The 23,834-nt window shown below is 64.2% G+C and carries 24 protein-coding genes and 2 tRNA genes; 9 read left to right on the forward strand and 17 right to left on the reverse strand.

What is annotated here, in order from left to right:
• Positions 1-25 precede the first annotated feature (25 nt).
• On the forward strand, positions 26-2,782 hold the full coding sequence (locus VVD47_RS04670) for a sensor domain-containing protein (protein WP_327602236.1): 2,757 nt from the start codon (positions 26-28) through the stop codon (positions 2,780-2,782).
• The gene (locus VVD47_RS04675) at positions 2,779-3,054 is read left to right on the forward strand and encodes a hypothetical protein (RefSeq protein WP_327602237.1); all 276 of its coding nucleotides are present in this window, start codon (positions 2,779-2,781) and stop codon (positions 3,052-3,054) included. Before VVD47_RS04670 ends, VVD47_RS04675 begins: the two co-directional genes overlap by 4 nt.
• Before the next feature lie 59 nt (positions 3,055-3,113).
• Here the strand turns inward: VVD47_RS04675 and VVD47_RS04680 are convergent, their stop codons facing one another.
• Positions 3,114-3,317 (reverse strand): cold-shock protein, encoded by a 204-nt coding sequence (locus VVD47_RS04680; protein WP_327602238.1) that lies wholly within the window; start codon positions 3,315-3,317, stop codon positions 3,114-3,116.
• Between the two features lie 265 nt (positions 3,318-3,582).
• Here VVD47_RS04680 and VVD47_RS04685 point away from each other — a divergent pair, with 265 nt between their 5' ends.
• Both VVD47_RS04685 and VVD47_RS04690 read left to right on the forward strand, forming a co-directional pair.
• Entirely contained in the window at positions 3,583-4,482 is a 900-nt protein-coding gene (locus VVD47_RS04685) for a histone deacetylase family protein (RefSeq protein WP_327602239.1), read from the forward strand.
• The gene (locus tag VVD47_RS04690; protein WP_327602240.1) at positions 4,479-5,285 is read left to right on the forward strand and encodes a DUF429 domain-containing protein; all 807 of its coding nucleotides are present in this window, start codon (positions 4,479-4,481) and stop codon (positions 5,283-5,285) included. The genes VVD47_RS04685 and VVD47_RS04690 overlap by 4 nt, the downstream gene beginning before the upstream one ends.
• 9 nt (positions 5,286-5,294) lie before the next feature.
• Here the strand turns inward: VVD47_RS04690 and VVD47_RS04695 are convergent, their stop codons facing one another.
• The gene (locus VVD47_RS04695; protein WP_327602241.1) at positions 5,295-5,765 is read right to left on the reverse strand and encodes a low molecular weight protein-tyrosine-phosphatase; all 471 of its coding nucleotides are present in this window, start codon (positions 5,763-5,765) and stop codon (positions 5,295-5,297) included.
• A gap of 128 nt (positions 5,766-5,893) precedes the next feature.
• On the opposite strand from VVD47_RS04695, the gene VVD47_RS04700 reads away from it, so the two are divergent.
• The gene (locus VVD47_RS04700; protein ID WP_327602242.1) at positions 5,894-7,534 is read left to right on the forward strand and encodes a diguanylate cyclase domain-containing protein; all 1,641 of its coding nucleotides are present in this window, start codon (positions 5,894-5,896) and stop codon (positions 7,532-7,534) included.
• A gap of 27 nt (positions 7,535-7,561) precedes the next feature.
• On the opposite strand, the gene uvrB is transcribed toward VVD47_RS04700, so the two are convergent.
• The gene (gene uvrB, locus VVD47_RS04705) at positions 7,562-9,610 is read right to left on the reverse strand and encodes an excinuclease ABC subunit UvrB (RefSeq protein WP_327602243.1); all 2,049 of its coding nucleotides are present in this window, start codon (positions 9,608-9,610) and stop codon (positions 7,562-7,564) included.
• Positions 9,611-9,770: 160 nt separating this feature from the next.
• On the opposite strand from uvrB, the gene VVD47_RS04710 reads away from it, so the two are divergent.
• The gene (locus tag VVD47_RS04710; RefSeq protein WP_327602244.1) at positions 9,771-10,976 is read left to right on the forward strand and encodes an amino acid aminotransferase; all 1,206 of its coding nucleotides are present in this window, start codon (positions 9,771-9,773) and stop codon (positions 10,974-10,976) included.
• A 140-nt stretch (positions 10,977-11,116) separates the two neighbouring features.
• Here VVD47_RS04710 and VVD47_RS04715 read toward each other — a convergent pair whose 3' ends face one another.
• Positions 11,117-11,485: a thioredoxin family protein gene (locus VVD47_RS04715; protein WP_327602245.1), complete on the reverse strand. Its 369-nt coding sequence runs from the start codon at positions 11,483-11,485 to the stop codon at positions 11,117-11,119.
• A gap of 19 nt (positions 11,486-11,504) precedes the next feature.
• Positions 11,505-12,704: an AsmA-like C-terminal region-containing protein gene (locus tag VVD47_RS04720; protein WP_327602246.1), complete on the reverse strand. Its 1,200-nt coding sequence runs from the start codon at positions 12,702-12,704 to the stop codon at positions 11,505-11,507.
• 100 nt (positions 12,705-12,804) lie between these two features.
• On the opposite strand from VVD47_RS04720, the gene VVD47_RS04725 reads away from it, so the two are divergent.
• From VVD47_RS04725 to mobA, 3 genes are all read left to right on the forward strand, one after another.
• Positions 12,805-12,880: transfer RNA gene (locus VVD47_RS04725), tRNA-Asn, on the forward strand.
• Between the two features lie 216 nt (positions 12,881-13,096).
• The gene (moaA, locus tag VVD47_RS04730; RefSeq protein ID WP_327602247.1) at positions 13,097-14,173 is read left to right on the forward strand and encodes a GTP 3',8-cyclase MoaA; all 1,077 of its coding nucleotides are present in this window, start codon (positions 13,097-13,099) and stop codon (positions 14,171-14,173) included.
• A gap of 3 nt (positions 14,174-14,176) precedes the next feature.
• Positions 14,177-14,818 (forward strand): molybdenum cofactor guanylyltransferase MobA, encoded by a 642-nt coding sequence (gene mobA, locus VVD47_RS04735; protein ID WP_327602248.1) that lies wholly within the window; start codon positions 14,177-14,179, stop codon positions 14,816-14,818.
• 3 nt (positions 14,819-14,821) lie between these two features.
• Here the strand turns inward: mobA and rpoS are convergent, their stop codons facing one another.
• The 12 genes from rpoS to infC form a co-directional block, all read right to left on the reverse strand.
• Positions 14,822-15,760, reverse strand: coding sequence for an RNA polymerase sigma factor RpoS (rpoS, locus tag VVD47_RS04740; protein WP_327602249.1), 939 nt, complete (start codon positions 15,758-15,760; stop codon positions 14,822-14,824).
• A 3-nt stretch (positions 15,761-15,763) separates the two neighbouring features.
• Positions 15,764-16,783 (reverse strand): peptidoglycan DD-metalloendopeptidase family protein, encoded by a 1,020-nt coding sequence (locus VVD47_RS04745; protein WP_327602250.1) that lies wholly within the window; start codon positions 16,781-16,783, stop codon positions 15,764-15,766.
• Positions 16,784-16,794: 11 nt separating this feature from the next.
• Positions 16,795-17,457 carry a protein-L-isoaspartate(D-aspartate) O-methyltransferase gene (locus VVD47_RS04750; protein ID WP_327602251.1) on the reverse strand — a complete coding sequence of 221 codons (663 nt, stop codon included), beginning with the start codon at positions 17,455-17,457 and terminating at the stop codon, positions 16,795-16,797.
• A complete protein-coding gene (gene surE, locus VVD47_RS04755) occupies positions 17,454-18,197 on the reverse strand; it encodes a 5'/3'-nucleotidase SurE (protein WP_327603185.1) in 744 nt (247 codons plus the stop codon). The genes VVD47_RS04750 and surE overlap by 4 nt, the downstream gene beginning before the upstream one ends.
• 51 nt (positions 18,198-18,248) lie before the next feature.
• Positions 18,249-18,325: transfer RNA gene (locus tag VVD47_RS04760), tRNA-Pro, on the reverse strand.
• Positions 18,326-18,393: 68 nt separating this feature from the next.
• Positions 18,394-18,765, reverse strand: coding sequence for a MerR family transcriptional regulator (locus VVD47_RS04765; protein WP_327602252.1), 372 nt, complete (start codon positions 18,763-18,765; stop codon positions 18,394-18,396).
• Entirely contained in the window at positions 18,749-19,051 is a 303-nt protein-coding gene (locus VVD47_RS04770) for an integration host factor subunit alpha (RefSeq protein WP_327603186.1), read from the reverse strand. Before VVD47_RS04770 ends, VVD47_RS04765 begins: the two co-directional genes overlap by 17 nt.
• Before the next feature lie 13 nt (positions 19,052-19,064).
• Positions 19,065-21,443: a phenylalanine--tRNA ligase subunit beta gene (gene pheT / locus VVD47_RS04775; RefSeq protein WP_327602253.1), complete on the reverse strand. Its 2,379-nt coding sequence runs from the start codon at positions 21,441-21,443 to the stop codon at positions 19,065-19,067.
• 23 nt (positions 21,444-21,466) lie between these two features.
• Positions 21,467-22,498 (reverse strand): phenylalanine--tRNA ligase subunit alpha, encoded by a 1,032-nt coding sequence (gene pheS / locus VVD47_RS04780; RefSeq protein WP_327602254.1) that lies wholly within the window; start codon positions 22,496-22,498, stop codon positions 21,467-21,469.
• A gap of 75 nt (positions 22,499-22,573) precedes the next feature.
• Entirely contained in the window at positions 22,574-22,933 is a 360-nt protein-coding gene (gene rplT, locus VVD47_RS04785) for a 50S ribosomal protein L20 (RefSeq protein WP_327602255.1), read from the reverse strand.
• Positions 22,934-22,951: 18 nt separating this feature from the next.
• Positions 22,952-23,149 carry a 50S ribosomal protein L35 gene (rpmI, locus tag VVD47_RS04790; protein WP_327602256.1) on the reverse strand — a complete coding sequence of 66 codons (198 nt, stop codon included), beginning with the start codon at positions 23,147-23,149 and terminating at the stop codon, positions 22,952-22,954.
• Between the two features lie 138 nt (positions 23,150-23,287).
• Complete coding sequence (gene infC / locus VVD47_RS04795) at positions 23,288-23,812, reverse strand: translation initiation factor IF-3 (protein ID WP_327603187.1); 525 nt, start codon at positions 23,810-23,812, stop codon at positions 23,288-23,290.
• Between the last annotated feature and the right edge of the window lie 22 nt (positions 23,813-23,834).

The raw sequence follows: 23,834 nt of genomic DNA on the forward strand, positions 1-23,834 counted from the left end.
CCCGCTCCGGCTCCATAAATCCGGCATGACGATTCCTCGCACACTCCTGAACGCCACCCTGTCCGCCACGCGCTCGGTACTCCTGCTGTGCGACGATGACTGGCGGATCGTCGAATCCTTCACCCCGAGCATCGAGGACGTATTCGATCGCGCCGTGCCCGGCACGCGCCTGCCGGAATCCATGGAAGCACGCCTGCGCGCCAGCCCGGAGACGGACGTGGAAGTGGTGCTGGACGGCGCACGCGGCCCGCAGTGGTACCAGGTCACCCGCCTGCCGCCCGACCCGTCTGCCCGACCTGCGCACCAGCACGTGCTGATGGTGCGCGACATCACGCGACAGAAGCGCCAGGAGCTCAGCCTGGTGAACGATGCGGAGTTCTCCCAGCGCCTGATCGACAGCCTGCCGGGGCTCGTCTTCCTGTTCCGTCCGGACGGCCAGCTGCTGCTGTGGAACGCCGGCCTGGAGGAAGCCACCGGCTACCGCCGCGAGGAGATCGCGCAATACTCGGTGCTCGACTACTTCCACGATCAGGCCCGCGAGACCGTGCGGGAGCAGATCGACCATGTGCTGCGCCACGGCCAGGGCCAGAACGAAGGCCTGCTGCGCCACCGCGGCGGTTCGCTTCAGCCGGTGTACTTCCGCACGCGGCTGTTCGCCTACCGGGGGCAGACATGCTTGCTGGGTGTTGGCACCGACATGAGCCCCTTCAAGGAAGCGGCGGCGCGCCTGGAGGAAAGCGAGCGGCGCTTCCGGGCCATCTTCGAGCAGATCCCCAATATCGCCGTGCAGGGCTACAACCGCCAGCGGGAGGTCATCTACTGGAACCCGGCTTCACATGCACTCTACGGCTATCGCCGCGAGGAAGCACTGGGGCGCAAGCTGGAAGACCTGATCATCCCCGAGCCGATGCGCGAGGACGTGGTCCGCTTCATCACCGGGTGGACCAATGGCGGCCCGGCCATCCCCGCCAGCGAACTGGACCTGCAGCGGAAGGACGGCAGCGTGGCGCCGGTGTTCTCCAGCCACGTGATGATCCGCAACACCCGCAACGAGCTGGAGATGTACTGCCTGGACGTGGATCTCAGCGAACTGCGCCGCACCCAGCGCCAGCTGCACCTCACCGACACGATGTTCCGCGACATCCGCGCCGGCATCATGATCACCGACCCGGACAACCGGATCATCACGCTGAATCCCGCATTCACCGACATCCTCGGCTACGGCGTCGAGGAGGTGGCGGGCGAGGACCCGCGCATTTTCGCGTCCGGCCGTCACGACGACGCGTTCTTCCACGGCATGTGGCAGACCCTGCAAAGCGAAGGCATCTGGCAGGGAGAGATCTGGAACCGGCACCGCAACGGTGAATCAGTGCCGTTATGGATGAGCATCAGCGCCGTTCGCGAAGGGGCTGCCCCCGCGTCGCATTACATCGCCATATTTACCGACATCAGCCCTCGCTCCGATGCCCAGCCCGGACTCCATGCGCTTCACGACAGCCTGACAGGCTTGCCCAGCCGCGCGCTGGCCTCGGACCGCCTGGAGCGGTCCCTCGCCCACGGTGAACACTCCCTGGCCGCGCTGATGCTGCTGGACCTGGATCGTTTCGCAGAGGTCAATCAACGTCTCGGCCATGTCTTCGGCGACCGCCTGTTGCAGGCGGCGGTGGCCCGCATCCAGGACTGCATCGGCCATGCAGCCACGCTCAGCCGGCGCGACGGTGACGCGTTCGTCCTGGTCCTGCCCGACCTCCGCCACCACAACGAAGTGTCCGCAATTGCCGAGAGCATCCTTGGGCGCATGGCCGAGCCGATCAGCATCGACGAGCACATACTGATCTCCAGCTTCTCGATCGGCGTCGCCTTGTACCCGGAGGACGGCCGCGATTTCGACGAACTGCTTGCGAGTGCCGACACCGCGTTGCGTCGTGCCAAGGACGCCGGGCGGAACACCTATCGCTTCCTCGCCGACAGCATGAACGCCGACGCGCGGGAACGCCTGAGCCTGCAGAACGAATTGCGGGCGGGGATGCGCCGGGGCGAACTGGTCCTGCATTTCCAGCCCCAGATCGACATGATCAGCGGGCTCATCGTCGGTGCCGAGGCCCTCGTGCGCTGGGACAGTCCGGAGCATGGGCTGGTATCGCCTGCCCGCCTCATTCCCGCTGCGGAAGAAAGCGGGCTCATCATCCCGCTCGGCGAATGGGTACTGCGCGAGGCCTGCCGCCAGGCCCAGGAATGGCGCGCACAAGGCCTGCCCGACCTGACCGTCGCCGTGAACATGTCCGCCGTGCAGTTCCAGCACAGCGATCCGGTGGACACCGTCACCCGCGTGCTGATCGAGACCGGCCTGCCTGCCGGTTGCCTGGAGCTCGAGCTTACCGAGAGCATGCTGGCGGAAGACTCCGGGCAGCTTCTTGCAAGCCTGCATCGGCTGAAGGCACTGGGGCTGCAACTCGCGATCGACGACTTCGGCACCGGCCACAGCAATCTCGCCTACCTGAAGAAATTCCCCATCGACAAACTGAAGATCGACCAGTCGTTCGTGCGGGACATCGGCACCGACGCGGACGACTCGGCCGTCCTGCGCGCCGTCATCCAGCTCGGCTCCAGCCTGCAGCTGTCGACGATCGCCGAGGGCGTGGAGACCGCCACCCAGCTGGAATACCTGCGTAGCCACGGCTGCTCGCAAGTACAGGGCTACCTGATGGGCAGACCGATGACGGCAGAGGCCTTCGCCACCCTGATGCGCGAATCCCTGGGCGTATTGAAGGCCACCGCATGACGGAAACACTTGATCAGCTGAGCTACGCGCTGGCCCGCCGCCGGGACGGCAGCCTCTCGCCCGCCGACTTCGCCCGCCTGCTGCGTGACACGGCGAGCCCGCTATGCACGCAGCTCCCACCACGCTTCGCCGAGGTGCTCGAAGACCTGTGCATGCGCCTGGAGTCCAGCCAGCTTTTCAGTGGCGACAGCTGCTCGTTCAGCGATCGCGAGCTGCTCGACGGCGTCGGCTTCTGGATCGAGCGCGCCCGGCTGCGCATGACAAAAACATAATTGCAGGCAAGAAAAAAGGCAGGGTTTGCACCCTGCCTTCCTGCATCAGGCCTGCTGGATTACAGCGGCTTGATGGTGGAAGCCTGACGACCCTTCGGGCCCTGCTTCACTTCGAATTCCACGCGTTGGCCTTCCTTCAGCGAACGGAAACCGCCAGCCTGGATTTCAGAGAAATGGGCAAACAGGTCATCGCCACCGCCGTCCGGAGTGATGAAGCCAAAGCCCTTGGAATCGTTGAACCACTTGACAATACCGGTTGCCATTCTGACGTCCTTACTTACAAGAGATGTACTCAATGATCCGAAGCGGATCGTTCGCAGCAATCCGAACAGGACAGCGGTGAAGACACTACATGGCGGTCCGTCGCGAGACGGGGTCAAGGCGTTCAACAACACACTACCAATCGACTGCTGGCGGCAAGATAAGCCATTCATTTGCACCGCACAAGCGAGAGAATAGAACACTCGCCCTTTTGGGCATACGCGTAGACCCGCAGCCTGCAAGGCTCTCCGCGATGCGCCCCCGGATATGAATCTCTACTACGCCGAACAGTTCGTCCTCCCCCTCCCTGCAGGACATCGCTTCCCGATGGCGAAGTACCGCTTGCTGCGTGAAGCACTGATTCACAGCAAACTATTCTCCGATAAGGATTTTCATGTGCCACCGGCGGCCACTGATACGCAGATCATGCGTACCCATACGGCGGCGTACCTGCAGCGTGCAGTGGACGGAGCACTCGATCCCGATGAAATCCGGCGCATCGGATTTCCCTGGACGCCACAAATGATCGAACGCTCCCGCCGTTCGTCGGGAGCCACGATAGAGGCTGCACGCAGCGCACTACGCGATGGATGTGCAGCGAATCTCGCCGGTGGTACGCATCACGCACACGCCGATTTTGGTAGCGGTTTTTGCGTTTTTAATGACGCTGCCATTGCTGCTCGCGCGATGCAGGCGGAGGAAGGTATCGGCCGGGTAGCGATCATCGACTGCGACGTCCATCAGGGTGACGGCACGGCCGCCATCCTCGCCGGCGACGCCAGCGTGTTCACCTTCAGCATGCACGGCGCGAAGAACTTTCCCTTTCGCAAGCAGCTGAGCGATCTCGACATCGAGTTGCCGGACGGCACGGAAGACGTCGCGTATCTCGCTGCGCTGGAGGGCGGCCTCGACGAGGTTTTCAGCCGCAGCCAGCCTGAGCTGGTCATCTACCTGGCGGGGGCCGACCCCTTCGAAGGCGATCGACTCGGACGCCTGTCGCTGAGCTTCGAGGGCCTGCGCAGGCGTGACGACATGGTGCTCGCAGCCTGCCAGAGTCGCGGCGTAGCGGTGGTCATCGCCATGGCAGGCGGATATGCCGAGAACATTGCCGACACGGTGGCGATCCACGCCGCCACCATCACCCTCGCACGTCAGCGCTTCGCATGAGGCTCTACGGCGTCGATTTCACTTCCGCCCCACGGCGGCGCAAGACGATCACGATTGCGTGCGGTGTGCTGAAGGACGGTCGCGTAAGGCTGGAGGACTTCGAGCACTGCGCGGACTGGCCCCGCTTCGAACACTTCCTGCACACACCCGGCCCCTGGTGCGGAGCCTTCGACTTTCCCTTCGGCCTGCCGCGGGAACTGGTGCACACGCTGGGATGGCCGACAGACTGGGCTGCGCTCGTCGCGCATGTTGCGGCACTCGGCAAGGAGAACTTCCGCGCGGCGTTGAACGCGGCGCGTGAGGCCCGCCCTGCAGGCCAGCGCTATGTGCATCGCCAGACCGACATTCCGGCGCGTTCGCACAGCCCGATGAAACTGGTCAATCCACCGGTCGGGCTGATGTTCCTGGCCGGCGCACCACGCCTGCTCGCCGCAGGCTTGCACCTCCCGGGCATGCACGCCGGCGATGGTGACCGCGTCGCGCTGGAGGCTTATCCAGGCCTGCTCGCACGCGCCATCACCAAGGCGTCCTACAAGAATGACAACGCGACGAAGCACACGCCAGCACGACAACTCGCACGCAGCCAGATCGTGGAAGCCCTGCGTGCTGGCAGCCATCCGCTGGGCCTGCCGCTGGAGACGACGGCACCACAGGTCGCGGCGATATTGGAAGAGGGTTCCGGCGATCTGCTCGACGCCACGCTCGCCTTGGTGCAGGCCGCGTGGGCCACGCAGCGTGCGGGTGCGCGTTGGGGGCTGCCGGAGGATTTCGATCCACTTGAAGGCTGGATCGTCACCGCTTGATGCTTCGCCTCAGCGCAGGCTGTCGATCAGACCACGCACCGCGTCTTCGCAAAGATCGAGCACGGAGTCGAAACCCGCCTCTTCACCATAGTAGGGGTCGGGCACATCGCCCGGTGCGCGCGTGAAATCCAGGAACATCTTCACCCGCTCCTGCAGCGCGGGCGGACACTCGCGACGCAGCCAAACGTAGTGGCCGCGGTCCATCGCAAGGATCAGGTCGAAGCGCTCGAAATCCTGCGGCAGCACCGGCCGGGCGCGCAGCCTCGACAGGTCGTAGCCACGCCTCGACGCAGCTCTCTGGGCACGCGGATCAGGCGCCTCGCCGTCGTGCCAGGCATGCGTGCCGGCCGAGTCCACCTCGACCTCGCCATCCAGGCCAGTACGCAGGATCCAGTGGCGCGCCACGCCTTCCGCGGTGGGCGATCTGCAGATGTTGCCGGTGCAGACGAACAGGATGCGTTTGATGCTTTTTGCCTTCATGCACTTCAGGGCGCCGCATGATCGGCAGGCGGATGAGTCGCACGCGCCGACCGGAGGCTTTCAGGAATACCGGTAGTGGCGGCATAGTATCGGAATCGGCGTAACCGGTTCCGACCGATCAGCAGACGATGAGGACATCCAGGCCCATCCACCTGACCAGCGAGCGGCGCATCATTACGGGACTCGCGGTTGCCACCGTGCTGTTCATCTTCGTCACCGTTGCCTCCCTGGCGAGTATCCGCCGGCTGGAGGCCGATGTCGCCTCGGTACGCCATACCGAAGAAGTCATCGCGACAGCGCAGACCGTCCTCTCCCACATCACCGAAGCGGAGTCAGCCGGGCGTGGCTACAGCCTCACCGGGGACACTTCCTTCCTCGACCCTTACACGGTCGCGGCCAGCCGGCTCTCGGACGAGCTCAGCGATCTGCAATTGCTGGTGGTCGACAACCCGCAGCAGCTGCAACGCAGCCTTGCCATCCAGCAACGCGTGATGGAGCGCCTCAGCCTGGTTGCGCATCTCATCAAGATACGCAGCGAGGAGGGACTGCTGGGAGCCCAGAAGCAGGTTGCCTCCCGCCGTGGCAAGGACGTCCAGGATGCCATCCGGCAGGACATCGACACCTTCATCGCGGCAGAGCGGGCCTTGTTCGTGGAGCGGACGGAGGCCACCCATCGCTCCACGCTGCGGGCAAAGATCGCTGCGGGCACCGGAACCGCATTGTCGATCGTCATGTTCCTGGTATCCGCGTTTCTGGTCGTACGCGACTACCGCAGGAGCCATCGTGCCCACGCCCGCGTCTCCGCCGACAACCTGGCGTTGAACGACCACGTGCAGAAGGCGCAGACGGCGCTGAGCACCGCGATGTCGCAACTCCACATGACCGATGCCGCATTCCAGAATGCACAGGAGGGCCTGGTCGTCACCGACGGCGATGGACGGATACTCAGCGTGAACCGCGCATTCGTGCGCATCACTGAATTTCCGGCAGAGGCATGCGTCGGACAGTCGATGAACCAGCATCGCTCCGACAGGCATGACGATGGCTTCTATCAGGCGATGTGGCTGCAGCTACGGGAGAAGGCCGAATGGGCCGGCGCCATCTGGAACAAACGGCGCAGCGGCGAGACATACCAAGCATGGCTCTCCATCAACGCCGTGCGGGACGACACAGGGGCCGTGCAGAACTACATCGGCGTGCTGACGGACATGAGCCGGATGCAACGGGTCGAGACCGATCTGGAACGTCTCGCCCTGCACGATGCGCTCACCGGCCTGCCCAACCGCACGCTGCTGAAGTCGCGCCTGTCCCAGGCGCTGGAACAGGCCCGCCTGGATGGCACGCACTGCGCAGTGCTCTACCAGGATCTCGACCGCTTCAAGGCCGTCAACGACACACTGGGCCATGCCGCAGGCGACGCCTTGCTGCGTGAGGTTGCGCGACGCATCCAGTCGCTGCTGCGTGACGGGGATACCGTTGCGCGCCTTGGCGGGGACGAGTTCGTGATCCTGCTGAAAGGGCTGACCCAGACGGGTGCTGCCGGCAAGGTCGCGCAGAAGATCATCGTCGCGCTGAACGAGGCATTCGACCTGGACGGTCAGCCCGCGAGCATAGGCGCCAGCGTGGGCATCAGCCTGTCCGGCGTGGATGGCTCCACCGGGGAAGAGCTGCTGGCAAAAGCCGACGCTGCGCTCTACGAGGCCAAGCGCAGCGGGCGCAACACCTGGCGCTCGGCGTCCCCGCTGGATAGGACCCAGGCCACGTCCTGACGCAGCGCAGGCCTGCGCCGACACCGCTCAGTGATGATCGGCGCCAAAGGCTCGCTGGCGTAGCTTGAACAGCGCATCGCGGGCCGCCGCCGCCTTCTCGAATTCGAGATTGCGTGCATGCTCCTGCATGGCCTTCTCGAGCTTCTTGATCTCCTTGGCCAGCGCCTTCTCGTCCATGGCGGCATAGTCGACGCCGGGCTCCCCGGCGACCAGGGCACTGCCCTGCGCATCCGGCTGGTACACGCCGTCGATGATGTCCTTGATGCGCTTGTTCACCGAGCGCGGCACGATGCCATGCGCTTCATTGTGAGCGATCTGCTTGTTGCGACGGCGCTCGGTCTCGTCGATGGCGCGACGCATCGAATCGGTGATGCGGTCGGCATACAGGATGGCGGTGCCGTGCAGATGGCGCGCCGCGCGGCCGATGGTCTGGATCAGGCTGCGCTCGCTGCGCAGGAAGCCCTCCTTGTCGGCGTCCAGGATGGTCACCAGCGACACCTCGGGAATGTCCAGGCCCTCACGCAGCAGGTTGATGCCGATCAGCACGTCGAACTCGCCCAGGCGCAGGTCGCGGATGATCTCCACGCGCTCCACGGTGTCGATGTCGCTGTGCAGGTAGCGCACGCGGATGCCGTTTTCCTGCAGGTAGTCGGTCAGGTCCTCGGCCATGCGCTTGGTGAGCACCGTCACCAGCACGCGCTCTTCCACGGCGACACGATGGCGGATCTGCATCAGCAGGTCGTCCACCTGCGTGCTGGCCGGCTTGATTTCGACAATCGGGTCGACCAGACCGGTGGGGCGTACCAGTTGCTCCACCACCTGCCCCTGGTTCTTCTTCTCGTAGTCCGCCGGCGTGGCGGAGACGAACACGGTCTGCGGCAGCAGGCGCTCGAATTCCTCGAACTTCAGCGGCCGGTTGTCTGCTGCGGAAGGCAGGCGGAAACCGTAGTCGACGAGGTTCAGCTTGCGCGCGCGGTCGCCGTTGTACATGCCGCCCACCTGCGGAATGGCGACGTGGCTCTCGTCGACGAACATCAGCGAGTCCGACGGCATGTAGTCGATCAGCGTCGGCGGCGGTTCGCCCGGCGCACGGCCCGACAGGTGCCGCGAGTAGTTCTCGATACCCTTGCAGAAGCCCAACTCGGTCAGCATTTCCAGATCGAAGCGGGTGCGCTGCTCGATGCGCTGCGCCTCCACCAGCTTGCCGCCGTGCTGGTAGAAGGAAATGCGGTCCTTCAGTTCCTCCTTGATCGCCTCGATGGCGCGCAGCACGGTGGCGCGCGGCGTCACGTAATGGCTGGAGGGAAACACAGTGAAGCGGCCGAGTTTCTGCTTCATGTGGCCGGTGAGCGGATCGAACAGCGTCAGGTGCTCGATCTCGTCGTCGAACAGTTCGATGCGCAACGCCAGTTCCGCGTTCTCGGCCGGGAATACATCGATGATGTCACCACGCACCCGGAACTTGCCGCGCGTGAAGTCGATGTCGCCGCGCTCGTACTGCATGCCCACCAGGCGCGCGATGAGGTCGCGATGCGCCACCTTCTCACCCTCGCGCAGGTGCAGGATCATGCTGTGGTAATCCACCGGATCACCGATACCGTAGATGCAGGACACGGTGGCGACGATCACCACGTCGCGCCGTTCCAGCAGGCTCTTGGTGGCCGACAGGCGCATCTGCTCGATGTGTTCGTTGATCGAACTGTCCTTCTCGATGAACAGGTCGCGCGAGGGCACGTAGGCCTCGGGCTGGTAGTAGTCGTAGTACGAGACGAAGTACTCGACGGCGTTCTCCGGGAAGAACTCGCGGAATTCGGCGTAGAGCTGCGCGGCCAGCGTCTTGTTCGGTGCCAGCACCAGCGCCGGCTTGCCGGTGCGCGCGATGACGTTGGCCATCGTGTAGGTCTTGCCGGAGCCGGTCACGCCCAGCAAGGTCTGGAACAGCAGGCCGTCGTCGATGCCACCCACCAGTTGCTCGATCGCAGCCGGCTGGTCACCGGCGGGCGGAAACGGCTGATGCAGGCGGAAGGGGCTACCCTCGAAGGTGACGACGGTCGTTCGGTTGTCGTTCTCTGACATGCTAAAATTCAAGGCCTTACGAAGGTTTGTCCCGTTAGCGTCAACCCGCCGGGCAAGCTGGACATTATTCCGCAAACCCTGCGGTAAAACACCCCTGACAAGCCCCCTGCCGACACTCTCCTGACATGTTCAGCGGATGCCGGTTCAACCTGGAGTTGTAATGAGCGCCTCGATCTTCGCTGCGGTGGAAATGGCTCCCCGCGATCCCATCCTTGGTCTGAACGAAGCTTTCAACGCTGACAGCCGTACCACCAAGGTCAACCTCGGTGTGGGCGTGTACTTCACCGACGAAGGCAAGATCCCGCTGCTGGGCGCCGTGAAAGCCGCCGAAGAAGTCCGCCTGAAGGCCGCTCCCGCGCGCGGCTACCAGCCGATCGAAGGCGCCGCCGCCTACAACACCGCTGTTGCCCACCTGCTGTTCGGCAAGGAGTCGCCGCTGATCACCGAGGGCAAGACCCTGACCGTCGAGGCCCTGGGCGGCACCGGCGCGCTGAAGGTCGGCGCCGACTACCTGAAGCGCCTGGTCCCCAACGCCACGGTCTACATCTCCGACCCGAGCTGGGAAAACCACCGCGCCCTGTTCGAGTCCGCCGGCTTCCCGGTCGCGACCTACGCCTACTACGACGCCGCCACCCGCGGCGTGAACTTCGAAGGCATGCTCGCCGACCTGCGCAAGGCGCCGGCCCAGTCCGTCATCGTGCTGCATGCCTGCTGCCATAACCCGACCGGCGCCGACCTGACCGCCGCCCAGTGGGAACAAGTCGTTGCCGCGGTGAAGGAGCGCAACCTCATCGCCTTCATCGACATGGCCTACCAGGGCTTCGCCGATGGCATCGCCGAAGACGCCGTGGCGCTGAACCTGTTCGCCGCCTCCGGCCTGCAGTTCCTGGTGTCCAGCAGCTTCTCCAAGTCCTTCTCGCTGTACGGCGAGCGCGTCGGCGCGCTGACCGTGGTCACGGCCAGCAAGGAAGAAGCCGGCCGCGTCATGTCGCAAGTGAAGCGCGTCGTGCGCACCAACTATTCCAACCCGCCCACCCACGGCGGTGCCGTCGTGGCCGCCGTGCTGTCCTCGCCGGAACTGCGCAAGCAGTGGGAAGACGAACTGGCCGGCATGCGCGTGCGCATCCGCGAAATGCGTACCGGTCTGGTCGAAAAGCTGGCCGCCCGTGGCGTGAAGCAGGACTTCAGCTTCGTCATCAAGCAGCGCGGCATGTTCAGCTACACCGGGCTGACCGCAGACCAGGTCGAGAAGCTGAAGAACGACTACGGCATCTACGCCGTGTCGACCGGCCGCATCTGCCTGGCTGCGCTGAACAGCAAGAACATCGACTACGTGGCCGATGCGATTGCCGCTGTGCTGAAGTAAGCGTGTCGATGCCGGCCACCGCGCCGGCAAGATGAACAAAGGGCCCTGACGGGCCCTTTGTTTTTGGATTGCTGCCTCCTCGGCCTGGGCTCGAACCAGCGGCACACCGCTCCGTCGTCGTCCATTCGCTCAAGAATGCCCTACACGCCCAGACGCCCACGTACATCCGCCTCACCCTGCCAGGCCAGCCGCTGCGGATTGCCGCGCGCATAAGCGCGAGACTGCTCCGGCGTCTGTTCCATCATGCTTTCAAGCAGGCGGCGCAGGATACCCGCCTCGGGCAGCATGGCCCCACAGAACAACACGTCGTGTTCGCGCTGGATCACCAGCATCGGGAAATTGTCGACCTCGATGTCGCCGGCAATCTCGGACTGGTCTTCGATATCCACCCATGCGAAAGCCACTTCGGGGTGAGCCTCGCGCAGTGCCTCGAAGGCTGGCTGGTATTCCCTGCAACTGCCGCACCATGCCGCGCACAGGCAGGCCACGAAAAACTCCTTCTTCGGCATGGTGGATGCTGCGGCAGGCTCAATCGCGCGTGGACAGCTGTGGTGCATCTGCCTTGCCGCCAAGCGCGAAGCTGCGGCTCAGGGTCGCGCCGCTGGGCAGGCGCATGCTGGCCGCGAAACCGCCCTTGAGCACACCGTCCTGCATCACGACAAAGTTGCCCGATCCCTGCAGCGGACCGCTATCCAGTCGTTGCACCGTCACCGATGCGACCTGCCCCGTCTTGCCGTTGAAGGTGCCATTCATGCGTTCGAAGCGCGTGTTGCCGCCACCGGCCGGCCCTGCGCTCTCGCGCTGCATGCCGGAAGCGATGCCGAAGCGGTCGATAGCCCCCTTGTTGATCACGTAAGTGCCGGAAGCAGCCAGGTTCGAGGCGAGGTCCGTAAACTGCTCACCGCTCGCGGTGAGCTTCACCACGCCATTGAGCGCACCACTCACGGTGGTACCAGCCCGCAGCCGCCCCAGCACATCCGCTGCGCGCATGCTGGCCAGCGTCAGCTCACCATCCATCACGAAATTGCCGTCAACGGCCAGACGCAGCGTGCCGGCCAGCGAACCACCGTCCGCATTGCCGCCAATCTTGTGGAAAGACAGGCCGAAGTCGGTCAGGTCGCCTTGGGCAGTCACGTTCTCGAAGCGTAGCGCCGGCAGTGCGTCCCAGCGCCAGTTGGCCATCTGCACCAGCAGGGCAAGCTTGCCGCTGTTGGGCGTCGCATCGAAGTTCACCCCCTCGATACTCAGGCGGATGTGGGACAGCGTGCCATCGGGTGCGAACTCCATTTCGCCGGCAGGCAGATTGACCTCGCGGGTACCCATCAGCAGCTTCAGCCGCTCGAAGCGCATATGGGTGATCCGGCGGGTCGACTTGCCGTCGCTGAGACCGAGGCGCGCCAGTGCAGCCGGACGGGCCACGATCTCGTCGGCGTCGACGCGGATCGCATTGGTGTTGCCGCCCTGGATCCACTGCGCCCAGTCCGGCCGGACCCATGCGCGGTTCATCGTGATGGCGTCGGAGGTCATGATGCGCACCGACTTCAGTTCGATGGCCGGCCAGGGACGGAAGGTGTAGCTGCGCTCGGCGTAACTGACCGGCAGGCCGAGCCAGGACTCCGGTGCGTCCGCCGCAAGTGCCGGCGCCCCCAGCGACAGCCCCAGCCACCAGGTGGCCAGCACGGCGCATGCGCGCCAGACGAACGAAGCTTGAGATTTCATCGAGATCATGGACTCTTTCCAGTGTGGGCGGGAATGTACCCGAGCCCGGTAAAGGCCGAAAGCCATTCTTGACATTGCGTTCTTCTGCATCTATAGTTCGCGCCTCTGTTCCTCGATAGCTCAGTCGGTAGAGCGCCGGACTGTTAATCCGTAGGTCCCTGGTTCGAGCCCAGGTCGAGGAGCCAGAATTCCAAAAAGCCAGAAGCCCAGCTTCTGGCTTTTTTACTTTCTGCGCTGTACGAGTCCGTCCGACAGCGGCGCATGCTCAGGCGGATCATTCCTCTCTATGACGCCGCATGCAAGCAGGGTGCGGCTTGGCGCGGAGCGGACCGCGACGAACGGGTTGCCGCTGCCGCGCTTGTCCTGCTTGCCCTTCAGCGCCAGCGCCCGATAATGCAGTCATGACGTCGCACCCCACGCATCTCCATCCTGTCTCGCTGGACCGCCTGCGCACCGCACCGGCGCATGCCGGCGAAGCGCCGCCGGATCGGCTGGGCAGAGCAATGCGGGACCTGCGGATCTCGGTGACGGACCGCTGCAACTTCCGCTGCAGCTATTGCATGCCGCGCGATCAGTTCGGCCGCGACCACGCCTTCTTGCCGCGCGAAGCGTTGCTGCGCTTCGAGGAGATCACGCAGATCGCCCGCGTGTTTGCAGGACTGGGCGTCCGGAAAATCCGCCTCACCGGTGGCGAGCCGCTGCTGCGCAAGAATCTGCCCGATCTCGTCGCGATGCTTGCGGAGATTCCCGACGTGGAACTGACGCTCACCACCAACGGCGCCCTCCTCGCCCGCCACGCCCGTGCGTTGCGCGAGGCTGGCCTGCGGCGGGTGACGGTCAGCCTGGACGCGCTGGACGATGCCGTCTTCCGCCAGATGAACGACATGGATTTCCCGGTGGCTGACGTGCTGGCCGGCATCGATGCCGCCGCCGCGGAGGGACTCGGACCCGTCAAGGTCAACGCAGTGATCCGCCGCGGCCTCAATGACGGACAGATACTGCCGCTGGTGCGGCACTTCCGTAACAGTGGCCACATCCTGCGTTTCATCGAATACATGGACGTCGGCAGCACCAACGGTTGGCGGCTGGATGACGTGCTCCCCGCACAGGCCATCCTCGACCACATCCACGCCGTGCATCCTCTGCAGGCACTGGAACCCGGTTACGGTGGCGAGGTCGCGGAGCGCTGGCGCTACGCGGATGGCGCCGGCGAGATCGGCGTCATCGCTTCCGTCACCCGGGCGTTCTGCCGCGACTGCACGCGTATGCGGCTATCGCCGGAAGGCAGGCTGTTTACCTGCCTGTTCGCCAGCCAGGGATACGATCTGCGCGAGCATCTTCGCGCCGGGGACAGCCCTGCCCAACTCGCTGGCAGGATCGCCGCCATCTGGGCTGCCCGCAGCGACCGTTACTCGGAACTGCGCAGCGAGGCCACGCCAGGCACACGCAGGATCGAGATGTCCTACATCGGTGGCTGACCCATGGACGCCACCGCCAGCCCCCGACGCAATGCCTGTTCTGCCCGTGCCATCACGGGCGTCATCCTGGCCGGCGGTGCCGGGGCCCGCATGGGCGGGCAGGACAAAGGCCTGATGACGTTGCACGACCGCCCTTTGGCCGCCTGGGCAGTGGAGAGGCTCGCGCCACAGGTCAGCGAACTGCTCATCGTCGCCAATCGCAATCTGGGCATCTATCGCGAACTCGGCCACCCGGTCGTGCAGGATCTGCGCGCCGGTCACCTCGGCCCGCTGGCAGGCATCGAAGCCGCGCTGGCCGCCGCACGCAGGAGCTGGATCATCACCTGCCCGGTCGACGCGCCATTGCTGCCGATGGACTACGTGCAGCGCATGAGCATCGCGGCAGCCGGACGCGCGGCCGTGGCCTGTGTAGACGGCCATCCGCAACCCGTATATGCGCTGCTCCCGCGCAACAGCCTGCCGTCTCTGCGGGCGTTCCTTACGGCCGGCGGCCGCAAGACGATGCTCTGGCTGCAATCACTGGGGGCTGTAACGGTGGACCTGAGTGAGCATGCGCAGGGGTTCGCCGATGCAGACACGCCGCAGGATCTGCGGGCACTGCATGAACGGGCGACACCCGCCGCCAGCGAAGAGCTGGAAGAGTGATCGTTACAACAGGACGTCGCGCGACACACCGCGACGCTTGAGGATGCGCCGCAACTGGGCCAGCGCTTCGAGCTGGATCTGGCGAACCCGCTCCCGGGTGAGGCCGAGCTGCGCAGCCAGGTCTTCCAGGGTCAGGACTTCCACGTCGTCCAGGCCGTAACGGTACTGGATCACCAGACGCTGCTTGTCGGTCAGCTGGTTGGTCCATTCACGGATCAGCGATTCGACTTCCGTGTTCTGGATGGAAACATCCGGCGTCTCGCTCTGCTCGTCGGCCAGCGACTCGCCGATCGACAGGTTCGGGTCGATATCCAGCGGCGCGTCCAGCGAAGCCGTGTGCTCGTTCAGCGCCAGCACCGCCCGCACATCCTCCAAGGGACGGTTCAGTTTCTGCGCGATTTCTTCCAGCGAGGCGCTGACGCCTTGCGAGGCCTCGAGCTGCCGCTGCGCGCGCAGCACCTGGTTGAGCTCCTTCACCACGTGCACCGGCAGCCGGATGGTGCGCGACTGGTTCATGATCGCGCGCTCGATGTTCTGGCGGATCCACCAGGTCGCGTAGGTGGAGAAACGGAAGCCGCGCTCCGGGTCGAACTTCTCGAGGGCGTGGATCAGGCCGAGATTGCCCTCCTCCACGAGGTCCAGCAGCGGGATGCCGCGGTTGAGGTAGTGCTTGGCGATGTTCACAACCAGGCGCAGGTTGTGTTCGATCATCTTCTGCCGCGCCTCGAAATCACCCTTGCGCACGCGGCGTGCCAGCGCGGCCTCCTGCTCGGCCGTCAGCAGGGGATTGATACCGATCTCGTTGAGATAGATCTGGGTGACGTCGTTGAGGAATTCGTTTTCCGGCACGACGGGCGCCGGCTCGGAAAACGCCTCGAGCTCGGGCGGCACATCCGGCTCTTCTTTGTCCTCTTCGTCGTCAAGGAATGCCGGATCGTACATAGTTCAGCGCGCGGGAAGATACTTCATGGGATCCACCGGCTTGCCTTCTCGCCGGATCTCGAAGTGCAGCTTCGGCCGATCGCTGTCACTGGAGCCCAGCGCCGCGATCCTCTGCCCTTTCTGCACCTGCTGCTGTTCCTTCACGTAAATCTCGCTGTTGTGCGCGTACGCACTCAGGTAATTGCCGTCGTGCTTGATGATGACGAGGTTTCCGTAGCCACGCAAGCCACTGCCGACGTACACCACACGTCCGGAACCGGCGGCGAAGATCGGCTCGCCGAGCGTCCCGCCGATGTCCAATCCCTTGTTGGTGCTGTCATTGAAGGATGCCAGCACCTTCCCGGCAGCCGGCCATGCCCACTCCATGCCGGCGTCATTGGCAGCGGCAGCCTTGGGGGTTTCCACAGGTGCCGAAGCGGCAGGTCTGGGGGCGGTCGCCGGGGCTGAAACCGCCGCGGCCGGGGCACTCGTCCCCGCAGCCACCGGCGCGGACGATGCCGCTGGCGGCACTGCAGGCTGCGCCTGCAGGTTCTTCCAAGCCTCTTCGCTATAGGCAATGCGCCCGCCGCGGGGCTCCTGCTTCACGGCGGCGCCGCCGGCAGGGCTGGGCGTGGGAGGTGCAATCGGAACGGGGGCCGCGCTGACAGGTGCTTCGATCCGACGCGGTCCCATGTCGATCGGACGCGCTTCGACGGTCGGGGAAACCTCGGCGCTTGCCACCACGTCGGCTTCCGGCGCCCTCACCCGCAGCTCCTGGCCGACCAGGATCAGGTTGGGATTGTCGAGCTTGTTCCAGGCAGCAACGTCGCGATAGTCCTGCCCGTTCTCCAGCGCGATGCTGTACAGGGTGTCACCACGTTTGACCACGTAGTACCCGGGACGGGCCTGGGAGGGTACTGCGGCGGGCGTGGGCGTCGTGCCGGCCGGACTGCGCGACTCCACTGGCGCAGGCGCCTCCTGCGTGGTGGAACATGCGGCAAGCAGTGCCGTCATGGCACAAACAATCGTCAGGCGGGCCTTCATCTGCACAGGGGTCATTCGGTTCCAGGCAACAAGGGTACAAAGCGTACCGCATCCAGTCGGGTTTCCTTGAGGCTGCCATTGGACAGGCGCTCGACGAGGAGGATGACCTGATCCGTCGCACCCAGCGGCAATGCCATTTTTCCCCCGACAGCCAGTTGATCGACCAGCGCCTGCGGCACACGCGTAGCCGCCGCAGCAAGGATGATCGAATCGAACGGCGCCACGGCGGCGAGACCGAGGCTGCCATCCGCATGTTTCAACCGGACATTGGGCAAGCGCAACGGGCGCAAGTTCGCACGGGCGCGCTCCAGCAGCTTGGCGATGCGCTCGATCGCATAGACGTCGCTCGCCATGTGCGACAACACGGCGGCCTGGTAACCGCACCCGGCACCGACCTCCAGTGTCTTGCCGAGCGTGTCGCGGCCGGCCAGCAACAGCTCGGCCATGCGTGCGACGACAAAAGGCTGGGAGATCGTCTGCTGGAAACCGAGCGGTAGTGCCGTGTCTTCGTAAGCGCGCGACGACAGCGCCTCTTCGACGAACGCATGCCTGGGCACCGCATTCATCGCAGCCAGCACGCGTTCGTCGCGTATGCCTTCGGCACGCAGTCGCTCGATCATGCGCGCCCGCGCACGCGCCGACGTCAATCCGCTGCCTTGCAGGCGATCACTCATTCGCCCAACCACTCGGCCACGCGGCTGATCTGCTTCGTGTGGGTCAGGTCCAGCTGCAACGGCGTGACCGAAACATAGCCCTGTGCCACCGCATGAAAATCAGTCCCCTCTCCGCAATCTGCCGCCTCACCCGCCGGACCGACCCAGTAGATCGTTTCGCCGCGCGGGTTCTGATCGCGGATCACCGGCGCAGCCCGATGGCGCTTGCCCAGGCGAGTGCTGACAAAGCCACGCACCTGCTCGAACGGCAGGTCAGGAACATTGACATTCAGGAGTGCGGGCTGCTGCCAGGGCTGCGCGATGAAACGCTCGACCAGCTGCCGGGCCATGCGTGCCCCGGTGTCGAAGTGGGTCGCATTCTTGCCGACCAGCGACACGGCCACCGACGGCACGCCCAGCAGGAAACCTTCGGTCGCCGCAGCCACCGTGCCGGAGTACACCGTGTCGTCGCCCATGTTGGCGCCATGATTGACACCGGAGACAACCATGTCGGGAAGTTCTTCCAGCATGCCCGTGACAGCCAGATGGACACAGTCGGTCGGCGTGCCATTGACGTAGTAGAAGCCACTGGGCGCGCGACGCAACTGGAGCGGCCGATCGAGCGTCAGCGAATTGCTGGCGCCACTGCGGTCGCGCTCTGGCGCCACCACGGTTACATCGGCAATCTGGGAAAGTTCGGCTGCCAGTGCAGCGATACCCGGGGCAAAGTAACCGTCGTCGTTACTCAGGAGGATTCGCAAGCGGGGCATGGACGTTCCGGCTTCGGAAAGAAGAGAAACGGGGAGAAGATTTGGTCGGGGCGGCGGGATTCGAACTCGCGACCCCTTGCACCCCATGCAAGTGCGCTACCAGGCTGCGCTACGCCCCGACACGGCCAGCATAATAGCAGAGAGCATGCTGCCCTGCCAGAAGATCCGGGCTTTTTTGTTCAGACCTTCAGGCACGCAGTGCGTCGAGCAACCCTTGTAGTTCCGCACGCACTTCGCTGATCGATGCGCGACTGCGACGAACCTCGTCCACCACTTCGCGATTCAGTTCGGCGAGATCTTCAAGCTTGTTGCGCGCACCGCTGATGGTGAATCCGTCGCGATACAGCAGGTCGCGAATGCGGCGTACGAGGAGTACTTCGTGATGCTGGTAGTAGCGCCGATTGCCGCGTCGCTTCACCGGTTTGAGTTGCGTGAACTCCTGCTCCCAGTAGCGCAACACATGCGGCTTCACGCCGCACAACTCGCTCACTTCACCGATGGTGAAGTAACGCTTGGCCGGGATGGGAGGGAGCGCGATCGGCTTAGGACTGCTTTGCATCACTCAGCTGTTCGACGGCTGATTTGAGTTTCTGGCTGGCATGGAAGGTCACGACACGGCGCGCGGTAATCGGGATTTCTTCCCCCGTCTTCGGGTTGCGCCCCGGCCGCTGCGGCTTTTCACGCAGTTGGAAGTTGCCGAAGCCAGAAAGTTTCACTTCCTCGCCACGCTCCAGCGCGTTGCGGATCTCTTCGAAGAAGCCTTCCACCATGTCTTTGGCTTCACGCTTGTTGAGACCGACCTTTTCGAACAGCAGGTCGGCCAGCTCGGCCTTGGTCAGCGTCATCATTCTCTTTTTCTCACGCACGCAGGTGGGCGCCGAACAGCTCGGTCGCACGCGCCACCAGACCTCCCACCACGGAATCCGCCTCGGCGTCCTCCAGGGTGCGGTCAGTATGCTGAAGCACTATACGCAGTGCAACACTCTTGAAACCGGGCTCGATTCCCTTGCCCGAGTAGACGTCGAAGACCTCGACGGACCGCAGCACGGCGTCCGCCTGGGCCCGCAGACCTGCCAGCATTTCCCCCACGGAACGTTTGGCATCCACCACCAGCGCGATGTCCCGCTCTACCGCCGGGAAGCGCGCAATCTCCCTGAATTGAGGGAAGCGTAGCGACAGGGCTTCGTCCAGTTCAAGCTCGAACACGACGGGTGGCGTGATCAATTCGTACTTTTGCACCAGCGCCGGGTGCAATTCCCCCAGGACGCCGATGACTTTGCCGTCACGGAGGATTTCGGCGCAGCGCCCGGGGTGCAGTGCCGGATGAGCGGCGGCCCGGCATTCGACCTCACCCCCCAACAGGGCTTCGACATCGGCCTTCACGTCGTAGAAGTCGACCTTACGTGCAGCAGTACCCCACTGTTCGCTGGTGGCACCGCCCCAAGCCAAGGCCGCGACGCGCTGCGGCTGGCGATAACCGGCAACGGCCTGCGAGGCGTCACCGCTCAGGAAGCAACGCCCCACCTCGAAGAGGCGCACGCGCACGGCACGATGGCGGATATTGGAGGCCAGGGCACCGACGAGGCCGCCGATGAGGCTGGAGCGCATCACGCTCATCTGGCTGGCAATCGGGTTGACCAGCTTGATGGGCGCCACATTGCCGGCAAAATCCCGCTCCCAGGCTTCTTCCACAAAGGCGTAGCTGATCACCTCCTGGTAGTCGCGGCCGGCCAGCAGATGACGCAGCGCGGTGACCGGGCGCTTGCGTTCGACGGCCGGCAGCATGGTGATCGGACCTTGCGGCGGCAGCGGCGGAATGTTGTCGTAGCCGACGACGCGTGCGATTTCCTCGATCAGGTCTTCTTCGATAGCGATATCGAAGCGATAGCTCGGCGCCGTCACCTGCCAAGCTTCGGCAGTCATCTCGACCTTCAAGGCGAGTCGTTCGAAGGCGGCCTTCATGTCTGCATCGGCGACGGCTACGCCCAGAACGCGACGAGCACGTTGCGGGCGGAAGCGCACTGGCGCACGCGTCGGCAACCGGGTTGCGTCGACGGCCTCCACCAACGCACCAGCCTCGCCACCGCAGATCTCCAGGATCAACGCCGTGGCGCGTTCGATGGCACGTACCGCGAGTTCGGGGTCCACGCCCCGCTCGAAACGATGCGAAGCGTCTGAAGAGAAGTTGAGTGCACGGGCACGCCCGACGATCCAGTCCGGCTGGAAGAAGGCGCTCTCGAGAAAGACGTTGCGCGTTTCACCGGCCTGCACGCCGCTGTCGGCACCGCCCATCACGCCGGCCAGCGCCAAGGCGCGAGCTTCGTCAGCGATCAGCAACATGTCGGCGGCAGGCTCGATCTCCTGACCGTTCAACAGCGTAAGGCGCTCACCCTGTTTCGGCAGGCGGACATGGATTGCCCCCTGAAGCTTGTCGTCGTCGAAAGCATGCAACGGCTGCCCGAGCTCCAGCATGACGTAGTTGGTGACATCGACGGCGATGCTGATGGAACGCAGGCCACAACGCTCCAGGCGCTGACGCATCCAGTCCGGCGTCGCCGCGGCAGTGTTTACGCTCTTCAGCACACGGCCGAAATAACGCGGGCAGGCTTGCGGGGCATCCAGCACGACGCTGCGGCGCGCATCACTTGTTGCCGGAACCGCGTCGATCTTCGGTAGCTCCAGCGGCGTATCCGTCAGCGCGGAAAGTTCGCGTGCGATACCGGCCAGGCTCAGGCAATCCGGACGGTTCGGCGTCAGCTTGATGACGATGGCGTTGTCGTCCAGTGCCAGGTACTGGCGGATATCCTGACCCACCGGCGCATCGGCAGGCAGCACCAGCAGGCCGTCATGCGCCTGGGTCATGCCCAGCTCGTCGGCCGAGCACATCATGCCGAAGGACTCGACGCCGCGCAGCTTGGCAGGCTTGATCTCGAAACCAGGCAGCTTCGCGCCGACCAGCGCACAAGGCGCCTTCATGCCCACCTCGACATTCGGCGCACCGCAGACGATCTGCAGCGGCGTGCTCTGCCCGGCATCGACCGTGCAGACACGCAGACGATCTGCATTCGGGTGTTGCTCGAAAGCCAGGATCTGCGCGACCACGACGCCGGTGAAAGGCGGCGCCACGGCGTGGACTTCCTCCACCTCCAGGCCGGCCATGGTCAGCAGATGGCACAGCGCCGCGCTGTCCAGCGAGGGATTGCAAAGCGAACGCAACCAGTTTTCGGAGAACTGCATGGTATCCGGTGAGCCTGAGAGCTTTAGTCGTTGAACTGGCGCAGGAAGCGCACGTCGTTATCGAAGAACAGGCGCAGGTCGTTCACGCCATAACGCAGCATGGTGAGGCGATCCAGGCCCATGCCGAAGGCGAAGCCGGTGTAACGGTCGGCATCGATGCCACCATTGGCCAGCACCTTGGGATGAACCATGCCGCAGCCGGCGATCTCCAGCCAGCGCCCCTTGTTCGGGCCGCTCATGAAAGCGAAGTCGATTTCGGCGCTCGGTTCGGTGAACGGGAAAAAAGACGGGCGGAAACGCACCTGCATCTCGTCCGTCTCGAAGAAGCGCTGCAGGAAGTCGATCACCACGCCCTTGAGACCGGCGAAGCTGATCTGCTCACCGATCCAGAGGCCTTCGACCTGGTGGAACATCGGCGAGTGGGTGGCATCGGAATCGACGCGGTACACCCGGCCCGGCGCAATGATGCGCAGCTCGGGCATCGCGCCGCCTGCGTACTTCGCGGCATGCGCCTGCATGGTGCGGATCTGTACGGGGCTGGTATGCGTGCGCAGCAGCACCTCGCTGGCACCTTCCAGATAGAAGGTGTCGTGCATGGAGCGCGCCGGGTGATTGTCCGGCGTGTTCAGTGCAGTGAAGTTGTGCCAGTCGGTCTCGATCTCCGGACCGTCCGCCACTTCGAAACCGATGGAGCGGAAAAGCGTTTCCACGCGCTCCAGCGTGCGGTTGACCGGATGAATGCCGCCCTGGCGCAAGCCACGCCCGGGCAGCGTCACATCCAGCGCTTCAGCAGCCAGCTGTGCCTGCAGCTGCGCGTCGCGCAGCGCATCCCGGCGGGTTTCCAGCGCGGCTTCGATCGCGCTCTTCACGCGGTTGATTTCGGCACCAGCCGTGCGGCGGGCGTCGGCATCCAGTTTGCCCAGCCCCTTGAGCAGCTCGGTCACGCTACCGCTCTTGCCGAGGAAGCGCGCCTTGGCCTGCTCCAGCGCATTGACGTCCGGCGCAGCAGAAAATGCCCTCTGCGCCTCGGTAATCAGTTGATCCAGTTGGTCCACGAACGATCCTGCGACGGGAATTCTGTAGAGCAAAAAAAAGGAGGCGAGGCCTCCTTTTTTTCTGGCTGATGGTGCTTAGACAGCCAGCTTGGCCTTGGCTTGCTCAGCGAGCGCCGCAAAAGCGGGCTTGTCGAACACGGCCAGATCGGCCAGCACCTTGCGGTCCACTTCGATCGCAGCCTTCTTCAGGCCGTTCATGAAGCGGCTGTAGGTCAGACCCAGCTCACGCGCAGCGGCGTTGATACGGGCGATCCACAGGGCGCGGAACTGACGCTTGCGCTGACGACGGTCGCGGTAAGCGTACTGACCAGCCTTCATCACCGCCTGCTTGGCGATGCGATAGACATTCTTGCGACGGCCGCGGTAACCCTTGGCCTGAGCGAGGACTTTCTTGTGACGGGCGCGAGCCGTTACACCACGTTTTACGCGAGACATTGTTCTTCTCCTTCTCTATCAGGCGTAAGGCATCATGGCATGGACGCGCTTGGTGTCGGTCTCATGCACACCGGTCGTGCCACGCAGCTGGCGCTTGTTCTTGGTGGTCTTCTTGGTGAGGATGTGGCGCTTGAAACCTTGCGAGCGCTTGATGCTCCCACCAGCGCGGACCTTGAACCGCTTGGCGGCTCCGCTCTTGGTCTTCATCTTCGGCATTGCGAAAACTCCGTTCTTGTCATGGCGCCGGGTGACCTGAACATCCAGGTGCTTTGACGACCCGCAACCACTTCTTCTACAGGCTGTTCAACTGAACGGGCTGCCTGTGTCCCGCGAAACCTTGCCGCTCGAAGCGGCTCAGTGTTTCTTCTTGATCGGCGCGATGACCATGATCATCTGCCGGCCTTCCAGCTTGGGAAACTGCTCCACCTGCCCGTAGGCTTCCAGATCAGCCTTGATGCGCTCCAGCTGGCGGACACCGAATTCCTGGTGAGCCATTTCGCGACCGCGGAAGCGGAGGGTCACCTTGACCTTGTCCTCGTCCTGCAGGAAGCGAACCATGTTACGCAGCTTGATCTGGTAGTCGTTCTCGTCGGTACCGGGTCGGAACTTGACTTCCTTGACCTGCACTTGCTTCTGCTTGAGCTTCGCTTCGTGCGCCTTTTTCGATTCCTGGTACTTGAACTTGCCGTAATCCATGAGCCGGGCAACCGGCGGCTTGGCTTGCGGCGCGATCTCGACCAGATCGATCTCGGCTTCTTCGGCCATGGCGAGCGCCTGATGCGTCGGCACGACGCCGATCGGCTCGCCATCCTCCCCTACCAACCGCACTTCCGGTACGTTGATTTCCCGGTTGATGCGGTGCGACTTGTCCTGAGCGATGTTTCAATCTCCAAAAAATAAA

Source organism: Uliginosibacterium sp. H1 (assembly GCF_036017065.1).
Lineage (GTDB): Bacteria > Pseudomonadota > Gammaproteobacteria > Burkholderiales > Rhodocyclaceae > Uliginosibacterium.